This window comes from Caulobacter sp. UNC279MFTsu5.1 (assembly GCF_900114015.1).
Lineage (GTDB): Bacteria > Pseudomonadota > Alphaproteobacteria > Caulobacterales > Caulobacteraceae > Caulobacter.
Genome location: NZ_FORN01000007.1, coordinates 91,599 through 116,436, shown reverse-complemented (window position 1 = coordinate 116,436; position 24,838 = coordinate 91,599). Strand labels below are relative to the sequence as shown.

The window sequence follows — 24,838 nt, the reverse complement described above, 5'->3', positions numbered from 1 at the left end:
TGGGGCGACGGGTGCGTGTCCCCGTTCGCATCCCCTGGACGCGCCGGCCATCGCCATGGCATCGGAACGACCCCGAAACCCCCACCGAGACCGCCCATGGCCCGCTACGACTTCGCCTCCGACAACGTCGCCGGCGCCATGCCGGAAGTGATCGAGGCGATCGTCGCCGCCAACGCCGGGACGGCGTCGGGCTATGGGACCGACCACGTCAGCGCCGCCGCCGCCGACCGCATCCGCGCCCTGCTGGACGCCGACGCCGAGGTGCGGTTCACCGCCTCGGGCACGGCGGCCAACGCCTTCGCCCTGACCTGCCTGGCCCGGCCGCACGAGGCGGTGCTGGCCCACGAGCACGCCCACATCTGCACCGACGAGACCGGCGCGCCGGGCTTCTTCGGCCAGGGCGTGGGCCTGATCGGCCTGCCCGGCGCCTCGGGCAGGATCGCCCTGCCGGGGCTGGAGCTGGCCCTGAACGAGCCCGACGTCTCGTACCGCCAGCCGGCCGCCGCCCTGTCCCTGACCAACGCCACCGAATACGGCACCGTCTACAGCGCCGACGACCTGGCCGCTCTGATCGCCCCGGCCAAGGCCAAGGGCTGCGGCGTGCACCTGGACGGCGCCCGCCTGGCCAACGCCGTGGCGGCGGGGTTCGACCTGCGACGGGTGGCGAAGATCGGCGTCGACATCCTGGTGATCGGCGGGACCAAGGCCGGCTCGACCCCGACCGAGGCCGTGGTGTTCCTGGACAAGACCCTGGCCCGGCGCCTGGACGCCCGCCTCAAGCACGCCGGCCAGCTGGTCTCCAAGGGCCGGTTCCTCAGCGCGCCGTGGCTGGGCCTGCTGGGCGAAGAAAACGACGGCGGGCCCTGGGCGGCGCGTGCGGCGCACGCCAACGCCATGGCCCGCAAGCTGGCCGGCCTGATGCCCTTCCCGCTGCGGCACCCCGTGGAAGCCAACGGCCTGTTCGTCGACATGGACGACGCGGCCTTGGAACGGCTGCGCGAGCGGGGCTGGTTCGTCTACCGCTTCCTGGACGGCACGGCCCGCTTCATGTGCTCGTGGGCCACGACGCCGGAGATGGTCGAGGAACTGGGCGAGGCGCTGAAGGCGGTGGCGTAGGCTTCATTTAATCTCCCCCACGGCTGTCATCCCGGACAAGCCGAGCGCAGATCCGGGAACGCCGGAAGCGCCGCGTTCACGCGCCGGTCCCGGATCTTCGCGCTGCGCGCTCGTCCGGGATGACAACCGTGGAGGGCTGGTCCGCCATCAGCTCCCCAGCAGTGACTACCGCGCCCGCGTATATTCCAGCCGCACCGCCTGCGCTTCCCGTCCGTCGCGCGTCTCGTAATAGGCGTAGGTGAAGTGGTCGTCGTCCTGGCGGGTCAGCACCTCGCGCAGCGGGATCGTCCGGCCCGGATGGTCGAAGTCGGGCGTTTCGCCGACGAAGGTGTAGCGTCCGGCCGCGGCGTCATAGTCGCCCCTGGCGATGATCAGGCCGGTGAAATTGACATCCATCCAGGCGCTGAAGAAGGTCTTGGCGGCCGTGTCGTAGCCGATATAGCCCAGGCCCTGGAACGGCTTGTCCTTGGCGGCGATCCGCAGCTCCTGGCGCAGGTGGCGGCCGTCCAGCACCATGGTCAGGTCGGCCTTGCCCTGGTCGACGACGGGCGGCTTGTCGGGACTGATCCAGTAGCTCTGCTTCACCGTCCAGTGGCCGGCGAAGCGGGCCAGGGCCGCGTGCTCGGCGTCCGGGGGCGCGGCGTGGACGCCCGTTGCGATCGCCGTCCCGATCATCGCCGCCAGAGCCAGCGCCGCCTTCAATCCCATCCGCATGATCGGCTCCTCCCGACTGAACATGGGGGAGAGGTGCGCGGTCAGGCGGGCGCTCGCAACTACCTCGCAGGTCAGTGACGTTACCTGGCGGGTCAGCGCAGGTCGCCGGCCGCCAGCCTGGCGCAGACCTCGGCCGTGCGCGCGTCGGCCGGGAAGGCGCAGTCGATGCGCAGTTCGTCCAGCGTCACGTCGCGCGGGGCGGCGAAGGTGGTGATCGTCTCGAAGAACCGCAGGGGTCCGGCGCGGCTGTTGAAGACCATGGTCAGCACCGGCTCGGGCTCGGCGCCCAGCTCGCGCAGCCGCCAGGCGGCCGGGACGTCGGGATAGCGCAGGATGTCCTCGAGCAGGCGGCGGATCTCCAGGTCGGCCGGCGAGGCCGTCAGCTCGTCCTGCAGGCGGCGGACGAACTTGGCCGCCACCTCGGACCAGTTGGCGATCACGGGACGGAAGTCGTCGGGGTCGAAGATCTGGTGCAGCAGGTTGGTGTGCGGGCTGGCCCGCCCCTCCATCAGGAACGCGTTGACCCGCATGGCCGCGTCGTTGGCGGCCAGCACCTCGAAGCGGCGGCTGATGACGAAGGCGGGATAGGGCTCCTGGTGGCGCAGGATCAGGTCGATCGCCTGGCTGAGCGGCCCCATCGCGGGACTGGCCAGCTCGCGCTCGCCATATTGCGGGGCGTAGCCGGCCGCCAGCAGCAGGGCGTTGTGCTCGCGCAGCGGCAGGCCCAGCGCGTCGGCCAGGCGCGAGATCACCTCCCGGCTGGGCTGGGCCTTGCCGATCTCGACGAAGCCGAGGTGGCGGGACGAGACGCCGGACTCGTGGGCCAGGTCCAGTTGGCTCATCCGCCGCAACCCGCGCTGCTCGCGCAGCAGCACGCCGACGGCCGGACGCCCGTCCCCGGGACGCTTCAGTGCGGGCGCGGGGGCCATGGCCGTTCTCCTCAGGGCGCGTCGGGATCGAGATCTGGGATCGGCTCGGAAGCTTGTCCAGTCTGGACCGGCCGTCGGCCGCCCTCGCGCACGATCTTCTCCTCCGCCGTCCGCACCATGCGGCGCTGGTCGTGGAACAGGGCCAACTGGGCGCAGGCGATGAAGAAGCCGCCGGGCTGGCGGGTGTCGATCCCCTCGGCCAGGGTCAGCAGGTGGACCCGCGCCGCCTCCAGCCGCGCCAGGACCTCCAGCAGGTCGACCAGGTGGGCGGCGAAGGCGTGCAGGTTGATCACCGCCAGCACGTCGCCGGGCTTCATCGCCGCCAGGGCCTGGTCCAGTCCCGGCTTGTGCACGGCCAGGCCGTAGCAGCGGTCGTGGAACAGCTGGTCGCAGCCGGCCTCGAACAGCCGCTGCGACTGCGGCCCGTCGATCACCACGCCCCTGACGGGCGGAACCCTGAGATAGCCGACCATGCGCATGGCCGCTGTGTGGCGAAGATCGCGACGCGAGGCTAGGGGCGACGGGCGGAAAGGCCGGGGATAATTCCTCTCCCGCCCACCGAGACCCTCTCCCAATGGAAGAGGGAGGGGCCCGCGCCGCAGGCGTGGGAGGGAGAGGGGTTACGCCGTCACCGGTTTCACTCAGACGCCCCGCCGGCGCGCCGTCAGGCTCGGAATCCCCTCATCCTCCCACGCCTGCGGCGCGGGCCCCGCCTTCTCCCCCTGGGAGAAGGTGAGGATGGAGCCGCCCTGCGGCGCCACCGTCACCCCCAGCATCGCCGCGATCTCGGCGGCCGGCTTGGGGCGGCTGATGAAGTAGCCCTGGATCTCGCCACAGCCCTGGCGGCGCAGCTCGTCCAGCTGCTCCGCCGATTCCACGCCCTCGGCCGTGGTGGTGATGCCCAGGCTGGCGCCCAGGTCGAGCACGGCCTTGATGATCGCCAGGGCGTCGGCGTCGTCGAGGATGTCGCGCACGAAGGTCTGGTCGATCTTGATCTTGTCGAACGGAAAGCTGCGCAGGTAGCTGAGACTGGAATAGCCGGTGCCGAAATCGTCCATCGAGATCCGCACGCCCAAGGCCTTCAGGTCGTGCAGGATCGACATGTTGCCGGCGGTGTCCTGCAGCAGCACCGACTCGGTGATCTCCAGCTCCAGCCGCTGGGCGGCCAGGCCCGAGGCCGCCAGGGCCGAGACCACGGTGGTCACCAGGTGCTTGTCGCGGAACTGGGCCGGCGACAGGTTGACGGCCAGGCGCACGTGCTCGGGCCAGCCGGCCGCCTCGCGGCAGGCCTCGCGCAGCACCCACTCGCCCAACGGGTTGATCAGGCCGATCTCCTCGGCCAGCGGGATGAAGTCGGCCGGCGAGACCATGCCCCGCGCCGGATGGCGCCAGCGCAGCAGGGCCTCGCAGCCCATCACCTTGTCGGCGCCCAGGCTGTAGAGCGGCTGGTAGTGCAGTTCGAACTGTCCCTCGGCCAGGGCCAGGCGCAGGTCCAGCTCCAGGGCCCGGCGGGCTTGCAGCGCCTCGTCCATGGCCCGCTCGAAGAAGTGGAAGGCCCCGCGGCCGTCGGCCTTGGCGCGGTAGAGGGCCATGTCGGCCTTCTTCAGCAGTTCGTCGCTGTCGGCGCCGTCATTGGGCGACACGGCCACCCCGACGCTGCCGCCGATCATCACCTGATGACCCTGCAGCGCGAAGGTCTCGGCCAGGGCCTCGACGATGCGGCCGGCCAGGCGGGTGGCCCCGGACAGGTCGGTCAGGCCGCACTGGACCACCGCGAACTCGTCGCCGCCCAGGCGCGCGACGGTGTCGCCTTCGCGCACGCAGGCCCGCAGGCGCTCGGCGGCGGTCTTCAGCAGGGCGTCGCCGACCGGATGACCCAGGGTGTCGTTGACGGTCTTGAAGCGGTCCAGGTCGATGCAGTGCACCGCCACCAGGTCCTCGCGCCGCGCCGCCCGACCCAGCGCCGCCGCCAGGTCCTTCTGGAACAGCAGGCGGTTAGGAAGATCCGTCAGCGGATCATAGTGGGCCAGGCGGGCGATCTGGGCCTCGGCCCGCTTGCGCTCGGCGATGTCCTCGGAGACGCCCAGCAGGTATTCGGCCGCGCCGTCGGGACCGGGGATGGCGATCTTCTTGGTGCGCAGCAGGGCGACCGAACCGTCCCGGCGCGGCACGTGGTCCTCCTCGATCACCCGCACCTCGCCCGACGAGATCACCTCGGCGTCGCGCTCGCGATAGATCGCCGCCTGCTCGGCCGGGTAGAAGTCGGCGTCGGTGCGGCCGATCATGTCGGCGCGGGCGTGGCCCAGGATCTTCTCGCCGGCCCGGTTCAGCAGCACGTAGGAATGGTCGTCGGCCCGCTTGACGAACACCATCGACGGAATGGCCTCGACCACCGCGGTCATGAAGGTGTGCGCCTGATCGGCGCTGGCCTTGGCCTCGGCCAGGGCCTCGACGCCCCGGCGGTTGGTCTCGTTGGCGGCCTGCAGCAGGCCCAGCACCGTGCCCACGCCCAGATAGCGGCCGTTGTCGGTGACGATGAAGCCGCGCAGCAGGTCGCTGGCCCGGTACGACAGGCTGTCGCTGGTGAAGGCCGCCAGCTCGACGTCGGCCTCGACCACCAGCGGGTCTGAGTCCATCAGCACCGAGATCGGCCGCAGGGCGTAGAGGGCGCGGCCGTATTCGGCGGCCATGCGCAGGAAGAAGGCGTTGCGCTCGACCAGGCCGATGGGACGATCGTCCGCATCCAGAACCGGCACGATCAGGGTGTCCGGCTCCTCGCGGAACCGCTCGTACAGCGTCTTGCCCAGGGTGTCGGCGCGGGCCGGAGCCAGGGACGACACGGTGTCTCGCAGGGTGAACATGCTACGCCTCCACACGCGGCTGGAGGGACCATTTCTGACCTAACGACTGGCTAATCCGGGGTCGGAAGCGCTGCTATTTCACGAAAACTTCGCGGGGTCGTCACAGTGTTTGCGGGGGCGTTTACCGTGAGGTCGCCGCTGTCGACGCCCCTCTCCGTCACGCTGCGTATCCGCAGCGCGCCACCTCCCCCGCGTTGCGGGTGAGGAGCATGCGGCGCCGATCCTCTCCTCCCCCGTGAAAACGGGGGAGGTGGCCGCGAAGCGGACGGAGGGGGCGTTCAAGGCGCTCAGTGCACCGACACGCCCAGCCGGTTCCACAGGTTGATCATGGCGATCACGCTGGTCAGGGCGCTGGCCTCGACATCGGTGAAGTGCTCGCGCAGCGTGGCGCGCAGCGGGGCCAGGTCCCTGTGGGTCGGCAACTGGGTCAAGGCCTCGGCCCAGGCGAAGGCCGCCTTCTCCCTGGCGGTGAAGTCGCTGACATGGTCCCAGACCACCAGGCGGTCCAGCCGCTCGTTGGTCTCGCCATCGTCGCGGGCCTCCTTGGAATGCATCTTCACGCAAAAGGCGCAGCCGTTCAGCTGCGAGACCCGGAGTTTCAGGAGGTGCAGCAGGTGTTTGTCGATCCCCGAGGCCACCACCGCCGCCTCGGCGGCGATGAAAGCCTTGTAGATTTCCGGAACATTGAGGTCGTGGCGGAAGGGGGCGGTTTCAGCGCTCATGGTCTTGTCCTCGATTTGGCCCAGCGTTGGGCTTCGGGAGCAAGACGAGACGGCCGGGGCCGGCGTGACATCAACCGCGAATTTTCTTGCCGTCGTAATGAGCGAAGGTTTTCCAGGCCAGAAAGCCCAGGACGCTCAAGCCGGCGACCGCTCCGACGATGATCGCCACCGGCGGCGCTTCGGCCAGGGCCGCAAAGCCCGCTTCGACGCCGACCTCCGCGCCGCCGCCGACGACTTCGCCAAGGAATTCATCGCGCTTGCGGCGGCGTTCTTCGCCCACGCCTACTGCAGCCCCTCGCGGCCGATCGCGTAGAAGCGCTCGGCCCGCTGCTTCTTCAACTCGGCGGGCGACAGGCGCATCAGCTTCTTCAGCTCGTCCTCGACCGCGTCGCCGACGGCCTCGATGGCGGCGGCCGGGTCGGAATGGGCCCCGCCGGCCGGCTCGTCGACGATGCGGTCGACGATCTTCAGCTGGATCAGGTCCTGGGCGGTGATCTTCATGTTGCTGGCCGCGTCCTTGGCCCGGGCGCCGTCGCGCCACAGGATCGAGGCCGCGCCTTCCGGCGAGATCACCGAATAGATCGAGTGCTCGAGGATCAGCACCTTGTTGGCCCCGGCCAGGGCGATGGCCCCGCCCGAGCCGCCCTCGCCGACGATGGTGGCGACCATCGGGGTCTCCAGCACCAGGCCCCGCTCGGTCGAGCGGGCGATGGCCTCGGCCTGGCCGCGCTCCTCGGCCCCCAGGCCCGGATAGGCGCCGGCGGTGTCGACGAAGGTGATGACCGGCAGGTTGAAGCGCTCGGCCATGTCCATCAGGCGCACGGCCTTGCGATAGCCCTCGGGCCGGGCCATGCCGAAATTGTGCTTCAGCCGGGTGGTGGTGTCGTGGCCCTTCTCGTGGCCCATGACCACGACCGGCAAGCCGCGGAACCGGCCCAGGCCGCCGACGATCGCCTGGTCGTCGGCGAACTTGCGGTCGCCGCGCAGCTCGACGAACTCGTCGATCAGGCCGGCCACGTAGTCCTTCAGGTGCGGACGCTCGGGATGGCGGGCGACCATGGTCTTCTGCCAGGCGTCCAGGCCCGCATAGGCTTCCTTGCGCAGTTGCTGGGCGCGATCGCGCAGGGCCTGGATCTCGCTCTCGAACGCGCCGGGGCCAGCCGTCTCGGAGAGCCGCGACAGCTCCTCGATCTTGCTTTCCAGATCGGCGATGGGTCGCTCGAAGTCGAGATAATGCGCGGCCATGGGTCTCTTAACGTCGCCGTTGCGGAAAGGTGGCGAACCTAGAGCGCGATAGCCGAAAACGAAACCGCTTTTGGCGCTCCCGGTCTCGAAATCGCCCCAAGCGGGGCTCACGGCGGGCCAGGCCTGCGACTCGTCGTCGCAGCGACACCGTGGCGGGCCGGGGAACCCTTTCTGAGTCCCGGGGATTCGTCCCCAGGAGAGTCTCGTCTGAAAACCGATGTTTGCTGGTTAACCGCGGGGTTCTCGCCTATATGTTGTCTGGTCGGCTTAGAACCAAAGCCGACGCCTGCGGCCCCGCCCATCGAATATGGACCCGGTCCCGCCTGATGCGAACGGATGTTCCCATGCAGGTGTTCACCTTCTTCTGTGTCGAGCCGGATGGTTCGGTGCCGCGCTTTGACGTCACCGCCTTCCCGGATGACCAGACCGCGCGCCGGCGCGCCGAGGAACTGGTCGGCGTCCATCGCGGCTGCGACACCGTCGAGGTGTGGCGCGGCGCGACCCAGCTGTTCGCCGTGACCTCGACCCAGCGGGCGGCGGCCTAACCTCCCCTTCTCCCTACACGGTCATCCCGGATCTGCGGCACCGCGGGCCTTGTCCGGGATGACAACGAAAAGACGCGATAAATCCGTGCAAGAAGGCTCCACTTCACGGTAGCAAGCGGGACGCTTGCCGGAGTCCGCCCCATGATCGCCGTCCCCGCCCGCCCTTCCGCCACCGCCGACGACAGCGGCCACGGCGGCGTGCAGATCCTGGTCGCCGCCGGCCCCATCCGCTTCGCGGCCGACCTGGGTCCCGTCGACGGCGGGCTGGACATCGGCCCCAATCCCCACGACCTGGTCGCCGCCGGCCTGGCGGCCTGCACCACCCAGACCCTGCGGCTCTATGCCCGGCGCAAGGGGTGGGCCGTGGGCGCGGTGCATGTCGAAGTGAGCTGGCGGCGCGAGCCGGCCGCCGCGCCGGCTGACCTGTTCGAGCGGACAATCACCCTGGGCGGCGACCTGGACGAGGCCCAGCGCGCCCGGCTGATGGAGATCGCCGAGGCCTGCCCAGTGCACAAGATGCTGGTGGCGGGGTCGCGGGTGGTGACGACGTTGGCGGGGTGACCCCTAGAACCCATAAAGCCCCGCATACGCCGCATCCTTGGTCGCGATCTGCTTGGCGCAATCGACCATGACCTTGGCCTGTTTCCAGGTCGCGTCGTCCTGCATCTTGCCGTCCAACATGGCCACGCCCGTGCCGTCGGGCATGGCCTCCAGGATGCGGCGGGCGAAGGCCACCTCGTCGGGGGCCGGCGAGAACACCCGCTTGGCGATCTCGATCTGGCTGGGATGTAGGCTCCAGGCCCCGGCGCAGCCCATCAGGAAGGCGTTGCGGAACTGCTGCTCGCAGGCGACCGGGTCGTCGATGGCCCCGAACGGGCCGTAGAACGGCTTGATCCCGTGGGCGGCGCAGGCGTCGACCATCTTGGCCAAGGTATAGTGCCACAGGTCCTGCTGCACCGAGACGCGGACGCTCCCGTCGGCCCGCGGGTCCTCGATCACCCGATAGCCGGGATGGCCGCCGCCCACCCGGGTGGTCTTCATGGCGCGGCTGGCGGCCAGGTCGGCCGGACCCAGCGAGATCCCCTGCATGCGCGGGCTGGCCCCGGCGATCTGCTCGACGTTCATCACCCCCTCGGCGGTTTCGAGGATGGCGTGCAGCAGGATCGGCCGGGTGACCCCATGCTTGGCCTCCAGCGAGGCCAGCAGCTGGTCCATGTAGAAGATGTCCCACGGCCCCTCGACCTTGGGGACCATGAGCACGTCGATCCGGTCGCCGGACTTCTCGACCAGGGTCGCCACCTCGTCCAGGTGCCAGGGCGAGTTGAGGCCGTTGATCCGCACCCACAGGCCCACGTCCAGGGCCCTGAAATCGACCTCGCGCGACATCGCCACCGTCCCGGCCAGGGCCGCGCCCTTGGCGTCGGCGGGGATGGCGTCCTCCAGATTGGCCAGGATCACGTCGACGGTCGGGGCGATCTCGGGGACCTTGGCGCGCACCTTGTCCAGGTGCGGCGGCACGAAGTGGATCATGCGCTCGACCCGGGCCGGCGGCTCCCGCCAGGGCGTCGGCGCGCCGATGGCCAGGGGTCTGAAAAAGCCTCGGGGGGTCTTCATGGCGGGCTCCCGGCGTCGTTTCTTATTTCGCAGTTGCGAGAAGACTGCGGCGGCGCGGGAACAGGGTCAAGACTGACGCGCGGGGAAGCCTGCGGCGGCCACAAGGCCGCGCCAAGGGTCACCACGGCGTCATCCCGGCCGAAGCGGAGCGTAGCGCCGGGATCCAGGGGAACCGCACCGCTTCCGCCCAGTCCCCTCGGCCCCGGACAGCCTCTGCCAGGCTTCCGGGATGACAAAGGGTTTTCGGCGGGCGACCTGGTCTCAGCTCCTGCCGTCCGGCTTCGGCGGCCCCTGGACCGGCAGCGGCGGCTCCTCGGGATCCTCGCGCGTCAGGTCCTCGGCCGCGTCGTTGCTGGACGGGGCGGCGGCCTTGGCCTTGGCGCGGCGGCTGGCGCGGGGCTCCAGGCGCAGGGCCGCGCGGGCGTCGTCGCCCTCCTCGCCCAGCACGCCGCGCAGCCGCAGGTCGCGCTGCGGATAGGGGATCTCGATCCCGGCCCCGCGCAGGGCGTCGTCGATGGCCCAGGTATAGGCCGCGAAGATCGCCGCCGGTCGGCGCACGGAATCAATGGTCGGCCAGACGACCAGCTCGAACTTCAGCGCCGAGTCGCCGTAGCCGACCAGCCAGACCTGGGTCTTGCGCATGGCGTCGTCCGGCGAGGTGAACGGCACCGAATGGGCGGCCTTCAGCACTGCGGCCCGCACCGCCTCCTTGTCGGCCCCAAACGCCGTGACGAACGGCACGCGGATGCGCCGGTTGGAATGATGCAGGGTCCAGTTGACGACCTGGTCGTTCACCAGCACCGAATTGGGGACGATGATGTCGGTGCTGTCGTTGGTGCGGATGCGGGTGGCGCGCGGCCCGATCTCGTGAACCACGCCCCGGGCGCCGTTGGACAGCTCGACGAAGTCGCCGACCGCCACCAGTCGCTCGAACACCAGCGAGATGCCCGAGGCGAAGTCCTTGATCACCCCCTGCAGGCCCAGGCCGACGCCGACGCCCAGGGCCCCGGCGAACACCGCCAGCGAGGTCAGGTCGATGCCCATGGTCGACAGGGCGGCCAGGAAGCCGATCACCACCAGGCCGTAGGTCGCCAGCTTCTCGACGATGTACAGCGACGAGGCGCTGTCGACCGCGCGGGCCCGCAGGCGGCGCAAGCCGGCGGCGGCCAGGCGGGCCGCCAGCATGGCCGCCGCCACGATCACGATCGCCGCGCCCAGCCCCCCGAGGGTAATGGTGCTCTTGCCCATCTTGACCAGTTCGAGGGCGTCGAGGCGGTGCAGCGGGTTGTCGACCATGGCGGCGAGTGTGGGGGCGCCCGGGCGTGGCGGGCAACCCCCGCTAGATTACCGCCCCACCATCGCCAGCCCGGCCGCGCTGTAGCGCGCGCCCTCGACGGCCGTCTCGGGCGCCGCCGCGGCGATCCGGGCCAGGTCGTCGGCCGACAGGGCCACGTCCACGGCGCCGAGGTTCTCCTCCAGGCGGCTGATCTTGGTGGTGCCGGGGATCGGGGCGATGTGCTCGCCCTGGGCCAGGATCCAGGCCAGGGCCAGCTGGGCCGGGGTGATCCCCTTCTCGGCGGCGATCGCCGTCAGGGCCTCGACCAGGGACAGGTTCTTGGCCATGGCCTCGCCCTGGAAGCGCGGCAGGCCCCGGCGGAAGTCGTTGTCGGCCAGGGACGCGTCGGTCTTGATCGCCCCGGTCAGGAAGCCCCGGCCCAGCGGGCTGTAGGGCACCAGGCCGACGCCCAGCTCGCTCAGGACCGGCAGAGTCGTTTGCTCCAGGTCGCGGAACCACAGCGAATACTCGCTCTGCAGAGCCGCCACCGGCTGCACCGCATGAGCCTTGCGGATGGTCTCGGGACCGGCTTCCGACAGGCCGAAGTGCTTGACCTTGCCCTCGGCGATCAGGTCCCTGACCGTCCCGGCCACGTCCTCGATCGGCACGTTGGGATCGACGCGGTGCTGGTAGAACAGATCGATCACCTCGACGCCCAGGCGCTTCAGCGACGCCTCGGCCACGGCGCGGATGTGCTCGGGCCGGCTGTCGGTGCCGCGCATGCGGGCAAAGCCCTCGCCCGACCCTTCCGGCGCGATGTCGAAGCCGAACTTGGTGGCGATCACCAGCTTGTCGCGGAAGGGCTTCAGGCCCTCGCCGACCAGAACCTCGTTGGTGTAGGGGCCGTAGACCTCGGCGGTGTCGAAGAAGGTCACGCCCAGCTCGACCGCGCGGGCCAGCAGCTTGAAGGCGTCGGCCTTGTCCAGCGCCGTGCCGTAGATCTGGCCCATCCCCATGCAGCCGAGTCCGATGGCCGAGACTTCCAGCCCGTCGCCGAGTTTGCGCGTCTTCATGGTGAGCTCCTGATGTTCGGATGTCGCATCGGAAGGCCTCGCCGTCCGACGGTGGGAAGATGGGCGCCGGACCGCCCGACGATAAGCGCTTGAAGTCTCAGTGAACTGCTGAGAATTTCTCAGCAATGGACCAGCGCCCCCTGCCCGACCTCGCCGTCTTCGCCCTAGTGGCCCAGCATCGCAGCTTCCGCGCCGCCGCCCAGGTGCTGGGCGTCTCGGCCTCGGCGCTGAGCCACACCCTGCGCAATCTGGAAGCCCGGCTGGACGTGCGGCTGCTGCACCGCACGACTCGCAGCGTCGCGCCGACCGAGGCCGGCGAGCGGCTGCTGGCCCGCCTGGCCCCGGCCCTGGCCGACATCGACGCGGCCCTGTCCGAGGTGGCGGCGTTCCGCGACCGCCCATCGGGGCGGCTGCGGATCAACATCGCCCGCTCGGCGGCCCGCTGGCTGGTGGGCCCACGCCTCGGCGGCTTCCTGAACGCCCATCCGGACGTGCGGGTCGAGATCGCCTGCGACGACGGCCTCTCCGACATCGTGGCCGGCGGCTTCGACTGCGGCGTGCGGCTGGGCGAGAGCCTGCAGGCCGACATGATCGCCGCCCCGCTAGGCCGCGAGTTGAGCCAGGCCCTGGTCTGCGCCCCGTCCTACGTCGAGGCTCACGGCGCACCGGCCCGGCCCGAGGACGTGCTCCTGCACCGCTGCCTGCTGTTCCGCCGGGCCGGCGGCCAGCCCTGGCCCTGGGAGTTCGAGCGCCAGGGGCGCGAGGTGGTGGTCAACCCGGCCGGCGTGCTGGTCAGCGACGAGAACGAGGTCCTCCGCCGCGCCTGCCTGGACGGCGCGGGCCTGGCCTTCCTGTTCCGCGACCAGGTGGCCGACGATATCGCCGCCGGCCGGCTGGTCTCGCTGCTCGACGACTGGTGCGAGCCGTTTCCCGGCTTCTTCCTCTACTATCCCAGCCGCCGCCAGCTCTCGCCGGCCCTGCGGGCGTTCATCGACTGGATGCGGTCTTAGGACGCAGCGGCGTCCGCGCCTGCTCCGCCCCTCTACGCCATTGCCCGTCATTCCCGCCCCCCCGGAATGGCGGCGCCGACGGTGGACATGTCCGCCGTCGGTTAGAGGGCGAAATTCGCCGTCGACGCCCCGCCAGCAAGCTGGCCTTCGATCGCCCAGAACCTAATCGAACGGCGCGGCCATGAAGGCTGGCGTCGCCTCGGCCCGCGCGGTCAGGGCGACCAGGTTCGGACAGGCGGCCGCCTCGACCGACTCCGGCAGGGTCCGGGCGGCGAAGGTCCAGGCCACCGCGCCGGTCGCCCAGGCCTGCGAGCCCTCCAGCCAGGCCGGCGGCGCGGCCAGCTCGGCCTCCAGCAGGCCCCAGGCCGCGCCGACCTGGCCGCGCACCCGCTCGATCCAGGGCGCGTGATATTTCTCCTCGGGCCGCTGGTTGAACTCGTAGACCAGCTGGACGGTCTTTTCGCAGGCGGCCAGGGCCAGGCCGAGGATCCGCTGGGCGCGGGCGTGGTCGGCCAGGCCGTCGGGGCTCAGGCGCCGCCCGGCCAGGCGCTCCAGGTGCTCGACGATCAGGCCGGACTCCATCAGCACCACGCCGTCGTCGGTGACCAGGGTCGGGGCCCGCACGATCGGATTGATCGCCGCGAAGGCGTCGTAGTGGCGGAACACCGACACCGGCTCGTGCGTGAACGGCAGGTCCAGCAGCCGCAGCGTCACCGCCACGCGCCGCACATAGGGCGAATCCAGCATTCCGATCAGTCGCATCGCACGCTCCCTGGTTGCTCGCACAGGATGAGGCATGCGTCGGCGAAAGGGCATGGCCATTCATCGGCCAAAGCACGATAGTTCCGATGAATTCAAGGTGGAAACCGCACATGCCGATCCCAGATGGCCTGGACGCCAAGGATATCGCCATCCTCGAGGCCCTCCAGGCCGATGGCCGCATCTCCCTTTCGGAGCTGGGACGACGGGTCGGCCTGTCCCAGCCGTCGATGTCGGAACGGGTCAAGCGGCTGGAGGAGCGCGGGATCATCATCGGCTATGGCGCGCGGATCGATCCGCTGGCCCTGGGCCTGGCCCTGACCGCCATCATCCGCCTGAAGACCACCCACGAGCACATGCGCGCCTGCCTGGAGGCGTTCGACCGCCTGCCCTATGTGGTCGAGGTCCACCGGGTGACCGGCGACGACTGCTTCGTGCTCAAGGCCGTCGTCCCCTCGGCCGGCGACCTGGCGACGATCGTCGACGCCATCGGCCGCTTCGGCCCGGTGACCACCTCGGTGGTGCTGCAGAGCCAGCCGCCCCGGCCGATCGGCAAGGCGCTGCTGGCGGCCGGTCGCTAGATCGGAGCGGCCTTTCCGCTCCGGGGGGTCGAAGGACAAGGACCGCGCACCGCCTTGGATATCGATCCGCTCTAGGGTCTGGACTCAATTGTCCCCACGGTTGTCATCCCGGCCGAAGCGAAGCGTAGAGCCGGGATCCAGGTGAACCGCACCGCATCAGCCCAGCCCCCTGGATCCCGGACAGCCTCTGCGAGGCTTCCGGGATGACAACTAGTTATAACCAACTGATATTTTTCAGATAATTTCACCACCCAATTGAGTATTGACCCTAAGCCGCGGCCCTCGCCGCGAACCACGGCGTGATCCGCCGCAGGGCCTCCTCGACCTCGGGCGTCGAGACCGCGAAGCTGAAGCGGATGAACCGCCGGCCGTCGACTGGGTCGAAGTCGACGCCGGGCGCCGTCGCCACGCCGGTGTCGCGCAGCAGGGCCTCGCAGAAGGCCAGGCTGTCGTCGGTCAGGTGGCCGATGTCGGCATAGATGTAGAAGGCCCCGTCGGGCGGGGCGATCGAGGCCAGGCCCAGGGCCGGCAGGGCGTCCAGCAGCAGGGCGCGGTTGGCGCGGTAGACGGCGACGTGGCCCTCCAGCTCGTCCAGGCAGTCCATGGCGACCAGGCCGGCGTGCTGGCTAAGCGACGGCGGGGTCAGGAACAGGTTGCCCATGAAGGCCCGGGCGCGACCAACCTGGTCGGCGGGCGCGACCACCCAGCCCAGCCGCCAGGCGGCCATGCTGAAATATTTGGAGAAGCTGTTGACGATCAGGGCCTCGGGTTCGAAGGCCAGCATCGAACGGGCCGGCTCGCCATAGCTGAGGCCGTGATAGATCTCGTCGGAGACGACGCGGATCCCGCGTTCGCGGCAGACGCCGGCGATGGCTTCCAGCTCGGCGGCGGGGATGATCGTGCCGGTGGGGTTGGCCGGGCTGGCGATGATCACGCCGGCCGGGGCCGGGTCCAACGCGGCCAGGTGGGCGGCGGTCAGCTGGAAGCGGCTTTCGGCCCCACAGGCGATCTCGACCGGGACCAGGTTCAGGGCCTTCAGCGTGTTGCGATAGGCCACGTAGCCGGGCCGCGCCAGGGCGACGCGGTCGCCGGGCCGGAAGTTCGAGGCCAGGGCCAGCACCAGGGCCGGCGAGGCGCCGCAGGTCAGGATGATCCGCTCGGGATCGACCTCGACCCCGTCCAGTTCGGCGTAGCGCCGGGCGATCGCCGCCTTCAGCCGCGGGCTTTCCCAATAGCCCATGCCGTCGGTGTCCAGCACGTGATGCGCCGTCGCTATGGCCGCCGCCGGGGCGCCGGTCGATGGCTGGCCGAACTCCATGTGGATGATCGACTTCCCCTCGGCCTTCATCTGGTGGGCCAGGCGGCTGATGGCGATGGCGTGGAAGGGTTCGATCTCGGAGGCGGACATGCGAGGGTAACTAGTGCGCGGCGACGGAAGCGGCAACGGCGCTGTTCTTTCGCATAACCTCGGAGGTTATCGCTTCGGCGCACTCGGCGCGCGACCCTGCCTCGTCAACAACGAGGAGCTCGCCATGCCCGCCTACGCCGTCGCCCATCTGCGCAGTGTCGATTTCGGCCCCGCCATCATCGAATATCTGCAGCGCATCGACGCCACGCTCGAACCCTACGACGGCCGGTTCATCGTCCACGGGGTCCAGGCCGAGGTGATGGAGGGCCAGTGGCCCGGCGACATCGTGGTCATCGCCTTTCCGGACCTGGCGGCGGCCCGCGCCTGGTACGCCTCGCCCGCCTACCAGGCCATCCTCGCCCTGCGCACCGACCATTCGCAGGGCGACGTCATCCTGGTCGCCGGCTGCGGCGCCAACCACAAGGGCGCGGACCTGCTGGCCGCAGCCTGAGAGCGGCCCTTCGTCGAAAAACGGGGGCCGATGTCGGGATGTGCGCGTTTTGATCGTCCTGGCCTTGAACCGGCCGATCAGCGGCCCCCTGGAGGATAGCCCCGTGCAGAAGATCACCCCGTTCCTGTGGTTCGACACCCAGGCCGAAGAGGCCGCGAACTTCTATGTCTCTCTGTTTCCCAATTCGAAAGTCACCAGCATCGCGCGCTATCCCAGCGACGCCCAGCCGCCGGCCGGGCCGCCCGGGACGGTGATGACCGTCGGCTTCGAACTGGACGGCCAGGCCTACACCGCCCTGAACGGCGGTCCGATCTTTCCGTTCACCGAGGCGGTGTCGTTCGTGGTCCACTGCGCCGACCAGGCCGAGGTCGACCGCTACTGGAACGCCCTGACCGCCGACGGCGGCCGGGAAAGCCAGTGCGGCTGGCTGAAGGACAAGTACGGCCTGTCCTGGCAGATCGTGCCGCAGGAACTGCTGGACCTCTATTCCAGCCCCGACAAGGCCGCCGTCGGCCGGATGTTCGCGGCCATGATGCAGATGGTCAAGCTGGACATGCCCAAGCTGAAGGCGGCGTTCGAGGGGGCGTAGGCGCCGCGAGGTCCCTGTGGGCAGGACAACCTGCATAGGGATGGGATGCGAATAGGGCTGTCATCCCGGACAAGCCCGGCGAAAGCCGGGCGCCGATCCGGGATCGCCTCAAGCGCCGAGTTTACGCGTCGGTCCCGGATCTTCGCGCTGCGCGCTTCGTCCGGGATGACAGCCGTATCTGGTCGTATGCGAGACCCCCCGCCCAGCGGGGGAGGATCAACGCCGAGCAGATGCTCCCCCGCTGGGGGAGCTGTCGCGAAGCGACTGAGGGGGCTTTCCGCCGCCTAGGCCTTCTTCACGAACTCGGTCCGCAGCACCAGGCCGCGCACCTTCTCGACATTGGCCTCGATCTCGTCGGTGTCGCCGGTCAGGCGGATGTTCTTGACCAGGGTCCCGCGCTTCAGCGTCACGCCGCCCGAACCCTTGACCTTGAGATCCTTGATCAGGGTGACGTTGTCGCCGTCGGCCAGGATGGCGCCGTTGCTGTCGCGGGTTTCGTCGGACATGTCGTTCTTCTCCTGAAAGGTGGCGGTGCTTAGCAGGGCGCGCGGCCAAATCAAAATCTGGCCGGCTAACGCTAAGACCGTGTCTTCTCGATCCCCGGGATTTCGCCGATCCGCGCGGCGAGGAAGTCGACCAGCAGCCGGACCCGGGCGACGCCCGCGCGTTCGGGGACGATCAGCATGTTCAGCGGGACGGACGGCGGCGCATAGTCCGGCAGAACCGCCTCCAGCCGCCCCGCCGCCAGCAGGTCGTCGACCAGCCACCGATGGGCGGGCGCCACGCCGCGTCCGGCGACAAGGGCCTCGCGCGCGGCCAGCCCGTGGTCGATCCGCAGACGGCCTTCGAACGGAGTCGCATGGTGTTCGCCGTCCGGTCCTCGCAGGACGAGCGTCTGGCTGCCCGCCACGTTCGACATCCGGACGCCCTCGTGGCCGGACAGGTCCTCCGGGACGGCCGGCCGGCCCCGCGCCGCCAGGTAGTCCGGCGAGGCCGCCAGCAGGCGCCGAGACTGGCCCAGGGCCCGCAGTTTCATGGAACTATCGGTAAGCGGCCCCAGGCGCAGCGCGACGTCGACGCCCTCCCGCACCAGGTCGACGCGCTCGTCGGTGAGGCCAAGGTCGATTCCGATGTCGGGATAGAGGTCCTGGAACGCGAAGATCAGTCGGCTGACGTGCAACACCCCGAAAGCGGCCGTGCACGAGATCCGGATCGTGCCGGCCGGCGCGCCGCGCGCGCCGCGCGCCTCTTCCCCGGCTTGCTCGACCAGCCGCAGGATCTGGACGCAGTCGGCGTAGTAGCGCGCGCCTTCGTCGGTCATGGCGACCCGCCGGGTGGTCCTGCTGAGCAGGGGCGCGTCGACCGCCTCCTCCAGCTCCCGCAGATGTCGCGTGACCGTCGACTGGCCGACACCCAGTTCCCGCGCGACGGCGGTCAGGCTTCCCCGCTCGGCCACCCGGACGAAGGTGCGCATGCGCTCCAGCGTAACATCCGACCTATCCATTTTTCGGCATGATCTTATGCATTCCCAACATATACCGGACCATGGCGACGCCGCCTACCTGGAGGGTCGATTTCCACCCCTAGGATCGTCGACCCCATGAAAGTCCTGCTCGTCTTCGCCCACCCCGAACCCCGCTCGCTGAACGGCGCGCTCCGCGACGTCGCCGTCCAGGAACTGAAGGCCCAAGGCCACGAGGTTCGGGTGACCGACCTCTATGCCGACGGCTGGAAGTCGCAAGTCGACCGCGCCGACTTCCCCGTCCTGGCGCCGGACGCGCGCTTCAAGCCCGCCGCGGCCTCCAGCGAGGCCTTCGCCGCCGCCAGCCTGACCGCGGACGTCAGGGCCGAGCAGGAGAAGCTGCTGTGGGCCGACGCCCTGATCCTCCAGTTCCCCCTCTGGTGGTTCACCATGCCGGCGATCCTCAAGGGCTGGGTCGACCGGGTCTACGCCTACGGTTTCGCCTATGGCGTCGGCGAGCACAGCGACACGCGGTGGGGCGACCGCTACGGCGAGGGAACCCTGGCGGGGAAACGGGCCATGTTGATCGTCACCGCCGGCGGCTGGGAGGAGCACTATTCCGCCCGCGGAGTGAATGGCCCGATCGACGACCTGCTGTTCCCGATCAACCACGGGATTCTCTACTATCCCGGCTACGACGTGCTGCCGCCGTTCGTGGCCTACAGGGTCGACCGCCTCGACGCGGCCGGTTTCGAACCCGTCGCCGAGCGTCTGCGCGAACGGATGCGGACGCTGGCGACCACCCGCCCCATCCCCTATCGGCGACAGAACGGCGGCGACTACCTGATCCCGAGCATGACGCTCAAGCCGGGCCTGGAGCCCCCCGGCGCGACCGGCTTCGCGCTGCACGCGGCTGGGGCGATCGGCTAAGTCTTCCTCGCCAGCGGGTGCTTGGTCTTCACCACCTCCGCCAGGTGATCCCCCGCCACGTGGGTATAGATCTGGGTCGTGGCGATGTCGGCGTGGCCCAGCAGCGTCTGGATGACGCGCAGGTCGGCGCCGCCCTCCAGCAGGTGGGTGGCGAAGGCGTGGCGCAGGACGTGGGGGCTGACCGTCGCGCGATCGATGCCGGCGGCGATCGCGGCGTCCTCGAGCAGTTGGGAGACCCGCCGGGCGGTCAGCCGACCGCCCTTGCCGCGCGACGGGAACAGCCAGGGGCTGTCCTTGACGCCCTTTGGCAGGAATTGCGGCCTTGCCTCCAAATAGGCCTTCACCGCCGTGCGGGCCGCGTCGTTCAGCGGGGCCAGCCGCTCCTTGCCGCCCTTGCCCTTGACCATCAGGAAGGCCGGGTCGCGGGCCAGGGCCGCCAGCGGCAGGTTCAGCAGTTCGGAGATCCGCAGGCCCGAGGCGTAGAGCAGCTCGATCATGCAGGCCAGGCGCAGGCCCTGGGCGCCGTCCTTGGCGGCGGCGGCCGCGATCAGCCGCAGGACGGCGTCGCGCGACAGCACCTTGGGCAGAGGCCGGCCGGCCTTGGGGGCCGCGACCCGGCGCGAGGGGTCGTCGTCGCGCCAGCCCTCGCCCAGCACGAAGCGGTAGAACTGGCGCAGGGCCGAGCGACGGCGGGCGGCGGTGGCCGGCGACAGGCCGCGCGCGCCCAGGTCGGCGAAATAGGCCTCGACGGCCTCGGCCGAGGCCCCGTCCAGGTCGCCGCGCGAGGCCAGGAACAGCCGCGCGTCGGCCAGGTCCTTGGCGTAGGCGGTCAGGGTGTTGCGAGCGGCGGCGCGCTCGACGGCCATCATCTCGAGGAAGGCGTCGATCCAGCCGGGGGTCTTGGCTGAGCCGCTCATTTCACCTGCAGCGCCAGCAGCCCCTCCACGACGAAGGCGCGGGCGTCGGCCTCCAGCCCGGCCTTCAGCAGGGCGCGGGCCAGCCGGGCGCGGTCGACCGGACCGGGACCCGCCGGGCCCGCGTCGGCGGCGATCGACAAGGCCAGCAGGGCCGCCTCGCCCTGGCGGCCGGCGGCGGCCGCGTCGTCCAGCACGGTCAGCCGTCCGGCCGGGGCGGCGGACTTGCCGGGATCGAAGGTGGCGAACGGCGCGCGGGCCTCAGGGCTCACGACGCCGCCGAGCGCGGCCAGCAGCAGGGCGGCCGGCTGGGCGGGCGACTTGCTCCCCCCCTGGACGCCGCGCTCGATCAGGCCGTCGAGGACCTGGCCGTCCTTCTTGCCCTCGGCGGCGGCCAGGGCCGCGTCCAGCAGGGCCAGGTCTGTGGTCGTGGCCCCAGCGGGCAGGACGTCGCTGGTCAGCTTGCCCCGGAGGGCCCCGGCCGTGGCGGGATCGCCGGCCGCCAGGGCGGCGCGGGCCAGCAGCACGGGATCCTGCAGCGGCGCGTCGGCCCGGGCCAGGGCGGCCACGACCGGCAGGGCGGCCTTGGCGGCCTCGGTGAAGGCGGGGAGGCCCTTGGCCCCGCGCAACGCCGCGACGGCCGAGGCCTGAGCGGCGGTCAGGTCGGCGGGCGGGGCCGCGTCGGCCGGCTTGATCGCCGCCTTCAGCGCCGGCGAGGCGGTGGCGACCGCGGCGGCCGACGACACGTCCAACCCCAGCTTGCGCGACAGGGCGTAGTCGATCCCGTTCTTCAGGCTGGCCGCCCCGGCGGGCGCGCCGGACAACAGGGCGTTCATCAGCCGGGCGTAGTCGGCGTCCTTGGTCTGCTGGGCGGCCAGGGTGAAGGTCAGCTGGGCCGCGTCGCGCTGGCCGCCGATCGCCTGGCAGAAAGCCCGCAGCCGCAGCCAGTAGGGCGCGCCGCGGTCGACGCTCAGCGCCTCGCCGATCCTGCAGGCCTTGTCGTCGGCGCCGGTGATCAGGGCCGCCTCGGCCGCCGCCAGCGACAGCGGGGCGCTGGCCGCCACGCCGGGGACGCGGTCCAGCACGGCGTCGGCGCCCTTGGCCTCGCCCAGGGCGATCAGGGCCATGGCCCGGGCGGCGCCCAGCTCCGGATCGTCGCCGATCCCGGCCGGGGCGTTGGCGCCGGTGGCCAGCACCCGCCGCGCCAGACCGGCCGCGGCCGGCGACAACGGCTTGGCCGCCAGCTTGGGCAGGGCTTCCTTGACCACGCCCGGCGCGGCGTCCTTCCACAGGTCGCCCGACAGGCCCGTCTGGGCCGCCGGCGGCGAGAACAGGTCCGGCGCGGCCAGGGACTGGACCTGCACCTGAGCCCAGGCGGGGGTCCAGGCGGGAGCCGCCGAAACCAGCGCCGCCAGGACGAGGGCCGAGCAGATCGTGAGTCGCTTTGAAGGAGCCATGGTTCAACTATGCCGCAGGACAGGGGTTGGCGAAACTTTTCGCCCTCGGGGCCACCCTGGACGCGGCTTTGGTCCAAACCTTGGCGGGACGCCCCGCCCTCGTGTAAACCGCCAGCAGGCCCATGACCGACGACCCCGCCCCTTCCCGCCCCGACCAGGGTCAAGACCTCCAGGGTCCCGACCCGAAGGCCGCCCTGCGTGGCAAGACCATCGTCCTGGTCGGGCTGATGGGCGTGGGCAAGTCCAGCGTCGGCCGCCGCCTGGCCGCGGCCCTGGACCTGCCGTTCCGCGACGCCGACAACGAGGTCGAGGCCGCCGCCGGACGCTCGATCCCCGAGATCTTCGCCGAGATGGGCGAGCCGGCCTTCCGCGACGGCGAACGGCGGGTGATCGCCCGCCTGCTGGACGAACCGCCGCACGTGCTGGCCACCGGCGGCGGGGCCTTCGTCAACGCCGAGACCCGCGCCCTGATCAAGTCCAAGGCCGTCGCCGTCTGGCTGAAGGCCGACCTGGAGCTGCTGGCCCGCCGCGTCGGCCGCAAGGAGGGCCGGCCGCTGCTGAAGGGCCGCGACCCGATGGACGTGCTGCGCGAGCACGCCAGCCTCCGCTACCCCGCCTATGGCGAGGCCCATCTGACGGTCGAGACCGGCGACACCGCCCATGGCGTGGCGGTCGAGGCCGTGATCCAGGCCCTGAAATCCTACCTGACCCCATCCGAAAGCGAGCTCAAGTGATCACCACCATCCCCGTGGGCCTGGGCGCGCGCGCCTATGACGTGGTCGTCGGCACGGGGCTGATCGACCGCGCGGGCGAGCACATCGCCCCCCTGCTCAAGCGCAAGCGGGTGGCGATCGTCACCGACACCAATGTCGGCGAGCATCATGGCGAGCGGCTGGCCAACGCGCTGGAGCACGCCGGCGTCGCCACGGACGTGATCCTGGTCCCCCCCGGCGAGGAGACCAAGAGCTTCGAGGGCCTGGCCGAGCTGTCGGACAAGCTGCTGGCCCTGAACCTGGAGCGCGGCGACATGGTCGTGGCGTTCGGCGGCGGGGTGGTCGGCGACCTGACCGGCTTCGCGGCGGCGATCTACAAGCGCGGCATCGACTTCATCCAGATCCCGACCACCCTGCTGGCCCAGGTGGATTCGTCCGTCGGCGGAAAAACCGCCATCGACACGCCGCGCGGCAAGAACCTGATCGGCGCCTTCCACCAGCCGCGCCTGGTGCTGGCCGACCTCGACATCCTGGCCACCCTGCCGGCCCGCGAGCTGGCCTGCGGCTATGCCGAGATCATCAAGTACGGCCTGCTGGGCGACTTCGTCTTCTTCGAGTGGCTGGAAGCCAACGTCCACGCCGTGCTGGAGCGCGACACCTCGGCCCTGGTCCGCGCCGTCGGCCGTTCGGTGGAGATGAAGGCCGAGATCGTCGCCGAGGACGAGAAGGAGGTCGGACGCCGGGCCCTGCTGAACCTGGGCCACACCTTCGGCCACGCGGTCGAGGGCGAGATGGGCTTCGGCGACACGCTCAAGCACGGCGAGGCCGTGGGCCTGGGCATGGCCCAGGCCTTCCGCTTCTCGGCCCGCCAGGGCCTGTGCTCCAGCCAGGACGCCGTCCGCGCCGAGGCGGCGATCAAGGCCGCCGGCCTGCCGACCCGGCTGTCCGACATCCGCCCCGAGCCGTTCAGCGCCGACGCCCTGATCGCCCACAGCGCCCAGGACAAGAAGGCCGAGGGCGGCCTGCTGACCTTCGTCCTGGTGCGCGCCATCGGCGACGCCTTCGTGGCCAAGGACGTGGACCGCGACGAACTGCGGGCGTTCCTGGTGGAGGAAGGGGCGGTTTAGCGGCCACGCTCCACCGAGCGGCGATATCCAAAGACATCGGCGCCCAACCGGCTGTCATCCCGGAAGCCTCGCAGAGGCTGTCCGGGACCCAGAGGACTAGGCGAAGGCTTTGCGGCCGTCCTGGATCCCGGACAAGCGCTGCGCGCTTTCCGGGATGACGACGAGGGGTGATGGCAATTCCCTCGCTCGACCCGCTCCCTCCGAATTCACTGACCTCCGAGGTCATGGACCCGCCCATGGCCCCATGCCAGCCTGCCCCGTCCGCCAAGCGCCACGGAGCCGTTTCGCCTTGCGCCCTCTCCTCGCCCTCGCCGCCCTCGCCCTGTCGTTGGGCCTCGGCCCGCCCGCAGCCCAGGCCGCGACGCCCGCCCCCGCCGACAGGCTGGACCATGCGCTGCTGTGGGGCCGCGACATCGACCAAGTCTCGGCGGTCCTGGCGGTCAAGCTGGGCTTCCAGGTGCGGCCCGGGCGCAACCCCGGCGGCGTCGCCAACCGCTATGTGCGCTTGGCCGACCAGGGCTATGTCGAGCTGCTGGGCATCACCCGCCCAGATGCGGAGCTGGACCCCGGCATGCAGGCCGACCAGGCCTCGCTGCACGGCGGGGCGGGATCGCGCTCGTTCGGCCTGCATTCTGCGGCGCTCGACCAGGCCCAGGCCGGACTGAAGGCCAAAGGCCTGCCGGTAACCCCGATCTTCACCGCCGGAGCCAATGACCCCGACGGCCAGGGACCGGGCAAGCCCCCGCGCTGGCGGCTGTTCGCCTTCGAGCGCCCGGTGCTGTCCAGCAACGTCTTCCTGATCGACTACGCCGCGCCGAGGTCCGATCCGGCCAGCGTCGCCGACGACAAGGTCGCCCGCCAGCATCCCAACGGGGCGCGCGAGCTGTCGGCCTTCTGGCTGCTGTCGGGCGACGCCGCCGCCGACCGGGCGCGGCTGGAGACCCTGGGCCTGGCCGGCGCAGTCCCCGTCAAGGTCCCGCAGGTCGCGGCCAAGGGCTATTGCGTGGCGGTCGGCCCGAACGCCCTGCTGGCGCTGGAGCCGGACGGCCCGGGGATCGCGGCCGACGCCTTGCGCGAGGGCGGCCCGCAGGTGCTGGGCGTCAGCCTGGGCGTCGCCGACCTGGACACGGCCAGGCGGCGGGTCGAGCGCGGCTACGAGCAGAGCCTCCCCGCCTATGCCGGCCTGTCGGGCCAATCATTCCTGGCCCCGACCCGCGCGGACCTGGGCCTGCTGATCGAATTCCACGCGGCCTCGGCCGCGGGGCCGTGCGGCGGCGCGAAGGGTTAGGGTCCTCGGCGCCCCGATCCCGGCAAGCCGCAAGCTTCGCGGCGTCCGACCTCC

The 24,838-nt window shown here is 70.8% G+C and carries 27 protein-coding genes; 11 read left to right on the top strand and 16 right to left on the bottom strand.

All coding sequences use genetic code 11. From position 1 onward, the window contains the following. Positions 1 to 96 precede the first annotated feature (96 nt). A complete protein-coding gene (locus tag BM066_RS06175; protein ID WP_089925389.1) occupies positions 97 to 1,116 on the top strand; it encodes a beta-eliminating lyase-related protein in 1,020 nt (339 codons plus the stop codon). Between the two features lie 165 nt (positions 1,117 to 1,281). Here the strand turns inward: BM066_RS06175 and BM066_RS06170 are convergent, their stop codons facing one another. The 7 genes from BM066_RS06170 to BM066_RS06140 all read right to left on the bottom strand — a co-directional run bounded on the left by BM066_RS06170 (position 1,282) and on the right by BM066_RS06140 (position 7,587). After that, positions 1,282 to 1,830, bottom strand: a complete 549-nt coding sequence (locus tag BM066_RS06170; protein ID WP_177218391.1) for a DUF1579 family protein — start codon at positions 1,828 to 1,830, stop codon at positions 1,282 to 1,284. A 92-nt stretch (positions 1,831 to 1,922) separates the two neighbouring features. Then, positions 1,923 to 2,759, bottom strand: a complete 837-nt coding sequence (locus BM066_RS06165) for a helix-turn-helix domain-containing protein (protein WP_089925384.1) — start codon at positions 2,757 to 2,759, stop codon at positions 1,923 to 1,925. A gap of 11 nt (positions 2,760 to 2,770) precedes the next feature. After that, entirely contained in the window at positions 2,771 to 3,232 is a 462-nt protein-coding gene (locus BM066_RS06160) for a recombinase family protein (protein WP_177218390.1), read from the bottom strand. A 168-nt stretch (positions 3,233 to 3,400) separates the two neighbouring features. Beyond that, positions 3,401 to 5,620, bottom strand: a complete 2,220-nt coding sequence (locus BM066_RS06155; protein ID WP_089925377.1) for a putative bifunctional diguanylate cyclase/phosphodiesterase — start codon at positions 5,618 to 5,620, stop codon at positions 3,401 to 3,403. A 287-nt stretch (positions 5,621 to 5,907) separates the two neighbouring features. Beyond that, positions 5,908 to 6,342 (bottom strand): carboxymuconolactone decarboxylase family protein, encoded by a 435-nt coding sequence (locus BM066_RS06150; protein WP_089925374.1) that lies wholly within the window; start codon positions 6,340 to 6,342, stop codon positions 5,908 to 5,910. 70 nt (positions 6,343 to 6,412) lie between these two features. Beyond that, positions 6,413 to 6,622, bottom strand: coding sequence for a hypothetical protein (locus BM066_RS06145; RefSeq protein WP_089925371.1), 210 nt, complete (start codon positions 6,620 to 6,622; stop codon positions 6,413 to 6,415). Between the two features lie 2 nt (positions 6,623 to 6,624). Beyond that, positions 6,625 to 7,587 carry an acetyl-CoA carboxylase carboxyltransferase subunit alpha gene (locus BM066_RS06140; RefSeq protein ID WP_089925369.1) on the bottom strand — a complete coding sequence of 321 codons (963 nt, stop codon included), beginning with the start codon at positions 7,585 to 7,587 and terminating at the stop codon, positions 6,625 to 6,627. Between the two features lie 344 nt (positions 7,588 to 7,931). On the opposite strand from BM066_RS06140, the gene BM066_RS06135 reads away from it, so the two are divergent. After that, on the top strand, positions 7,932 to 8,132 hold the full coding sequence (locus BM066_RS06135; RefSeq protein ID WP_089925366.1) for a hypothetical protein: 201 nt from the start codon (positions 7,932 to 7,934) through the stop codon (positions 8,130 to 8,132). Positions 8,133 to 8,273: 141 nt separating this feature from the next. Next, positions 8,274 to 8,693 (top strand): OsmC family protein, encoded by a 420-nt coding sequence (locus BM066_RS06130; RefSeq protein WP_089925363.1) that lies wholly within the window; start codon positions 8,274 to 8,276, stop codon positions 8,691 to 8,693. Between the two features lie 3 nt (positions 8,694 to 8,696). Here BM066_RS06130 and BM066_RS06125 read toward each other — a convergent pair whose 3' ends face one another. The 3 genes from BM066_RS06125 to BM066_RS06115 all read right to left on the bottom strand — a co-directional run bounded on the left by BM066_RS06125 (position 8,697) and on the right by BM066_RS06115 (position 12,095). Further along, positions 8,697 to 9,746, bottom strand: coding sequence for an HpcH/HpaI aldolase/citrate lyase family protein (locus tag BM066_RS06125; protein WP_089925360.1), 1,050 nt, complete (start codon positions 9,744 to 9,746; stop codon positions 8,697 to 8,699). A 261-nt stretch (positions 9,747 to 10,007) separates the two neighbouring features. Further along, the gene (locus BM066_RS06120; protein ID WP_089925356.1) at positions 10,008 to 11,042 is read right to left on the bottom strand and encodes a mechanosensitive ion channel family protein; all 1,035 of its coding nucleotides are present in this window, start codon (positions 11,040 to 11,042) and stop codon (positions 10,008 to 10,010) included. A 48-nt stretch (positions 11,043 to 11,090) separates the two neighbouring features. Next, on the bottom strand, positions 11,091 to 12,095 hold the full coding sequence (locus tag BM066_RS06115; protein WP_089925353.1) for an aldo/keto reductase: 1,005 nt from the start codon (positions 12,093 to 12,095) through the stop codon (positions 11,091 to 11,093). A gap of 125 nt (positions 12,096 to 12,220) precedes the next feature. On the opposite strand from BM066_RS06115, the gene BM066_RS06110 reads away from it, so the two are divergent. Continuing rightward, positions 12,221 to 13,105 (top strand): LysR family transcriptional regulator, encoded by an 885-nt coding sequence (locus tag BM066_RS06110; RefSeq protein ID WP_089925350.1) that lies wholly within the window; start codon positions 12,221 to 12,223, stop codon positions 13,103 to 13,105. A gap of 162 nt (positions 13,106 to 13,267) precedes the next feature. Here BM066_RS06110 and BM066_RS06105 read toward each other — a convergent pair whose 3' ends face one another. Then, positions 13,268 to 13,867: a glutathione S-transferase family protein gene (locus BM066_RS06105; protein ID WP_089925346.1), complete on the bottom strand. Its 600-nt coding sequence runs from the start codon at positions 13,865 to 13,867 to the stop codon at positions 13,268 to 13,270. Positions 13,868 to 13,977: 110 nt separating this feature from the next. Between BM066_RS06105 and BM066_RS06100 the strand changes: the two genes are divergently transcribed. Further along, on the top strand, positions 13,978 to 14,445 hold the full coding sequence (locus tag BM066_RS06100; RefSeq protein WP_089925343.1) for an Lrp/AsnC family transcriptional regulator: 468 nt from the start codon (positions 13,978 to 13,980) through the stop codon (positions 14,443 to 14,445). A 268-nt stretch (positions 14,446 to 14,713) separates the two neighbouring features. Here the strand turns inward: BM066_RS06100 and BM066_RS06095 are convergent, their stop codons facing one another. After that, entirely contained in the window at positions 14,714 to 15,853 is a 1,140-nt protein-coding gene (locus BM066_RS06095) for an aminotransferase class I/II-fold pyridoxal phosphate-dependent enzyme (protein ID WP_089925340.1), read from the bottom strand. A gap of 124 nt (positions 15,854 to 15,977) precedes the next feature. Between BM066_RS06095 and BM066_RS06090 the strand changes: the two genes are divergently transcribed. Both BM066_RS06090 and BM066_RS06085 read left to right on the top strand, forming a co-directional pair. After that, entirely contained in the window at positions 15,978 to 16,304 is a 327-nt protein-coding gene (locus BM066_RS06090) for a DUF1330 domain-containing protein (RefSeq protein WP_089925336.1), read from the top strand. Positions 16,305 to 16,407: 103 nt separating this feature from the next. Next, positions 16,408 to 16,893, top strand: a complete 486-nt coding sequence (locus tag BM066_RS06085; RefSeq protein ID WP_089925568.1) for a VOC family protein — start codon at positions 16,408 to 16,410, stop codon at positions 16,891 to 16,893. A gap of 284 nt (positions 16,894 to 17,177) precedes the next feature. Here the strand turns inward: BM066_RS06085 and BM066_RS06080 are convergent, their stop codons facing one another. Together BM066_RS06080 and BM066_RS06075 are read right to left on the bottom strand one after the other, a co-directional pair. Beyond that, the gene (locus tag BM066_RS06080; RefSeq protein WP_035071647.1) at positions 17,178 to 17,399 is read right to left on the bottom strand and encodes an alkylphosphonate utilization protein; all 222 of its coding nucleotides are present in this window, start codon (positions 17,397 to 17,399) and stop codon (positions 17,178 to 17,180) included. 71 nt (positions 17,400 to 17,470) lie between these two features. Next, positions 17,471 to 18,367 carry a LysR family transcriptional regulator gene (locus BM066_RS06075; protein ID WP_255367495.1) on the bottom strand — a complete coding sequence of 299 codons (897 nt, stop codon included), beginning with the start codon at positions 18,365 to 18,367 and terminating at the stop codon, positions 17,471 to 17,473. A gap of 126 nt (positions 18,368 to 18,493) precedes the next feature. Here BM066_RS06075 and BM066_RS06070 point away from each other — a divergent pair, with 126 nt between their 5' ends. After that, entirely contained in the window at positions 18,494 to 19,285 is a 792-nt protein-coding gene (locus BM066_RS06070) for an NAD(P)H-dependent oxidoreductase (protein WP_089925330.1), read from the top strand. On the opposite strand, the gene BM066_RS06065 is transcribed toward BM066_RS06070, so the two are convergent. Continuing rightward, positions 19,282 to 20,202, bottom strand: a complete 921-nt coding sequence (locus BM066_RS06065) for a site-specific tyrosine recombinase XerD (RefSeq protein WP_089925326.1) — start codon at positions 20,200 to 20,202, stop codon at positions 19,282 to 19,284. The two genes, BM066_RS06070 and BM066_RS06065, sit on opposite strands and share 4 nt — an antisense overlap. Beyond that, positions 20,199 to 21,656, bottom strand: a complete 1,458-nt coding sequence (locus tag BM066_RS06060; protein WP_089925323.1) for a hypothetical protein — start codon at positions 21,654 to 21,656, stop codon at positions 20,199 to 20,201. Before BM066_RS06060 ends, BM066_RS06065 begins: the two co-directional genes overlap by 4 nt. Before the next feature lie 122 nt (positions 21,657 to 21,778). Between BM066_RS06060 and BM066_RS06055 the strand changes: the two genes are divergently transcribed. From BM066_RS06055 to BM066_RS06045, 3 genes are all read left to right on the top strand, one after another. Further along, the gene (locus BM066_RS06055; protein WP_089925319.1) at positions 21,779 to 22,390 is read left to right on the top strand and encodes a shikimate kinase; all 612 of its coding nucleotides are present in this window, start codon (positions 21,779 to 21,781) and stop codon (positions 22,388 to 22,390) included. Then, on the top strand, positions 22,387 to 23,496 hold the full coding sequence (aroB, locus tag BM066_RS06050; RefSeq protein ID WP_089925316.1) for a 3-dehydroquinate synthase: 1,110 nt from the start codon (positions 22,387 to 22,389) through the stop codon (positions 23,494 to 23,496). The genes BM066_RS06055 and aroB overlap by 4 nt, the downstream gene beginning before the upstream one ends. Positions 23,497 to 23,785: 289 nt before the next feature. After that, on the top strand, positions 23,786 to 24,784 hold the full coding sequence (locus BM066_RS06045; protein WP_089925313.1) for a VOC family protein: 999 nt from the start codon (positions 23,786 to 23,788) through the stop codon (positions 24,782 to 24,784). The last annotated feature ends 54 nt before the right edge of the window (positions 24,785 to 24,838 follow it).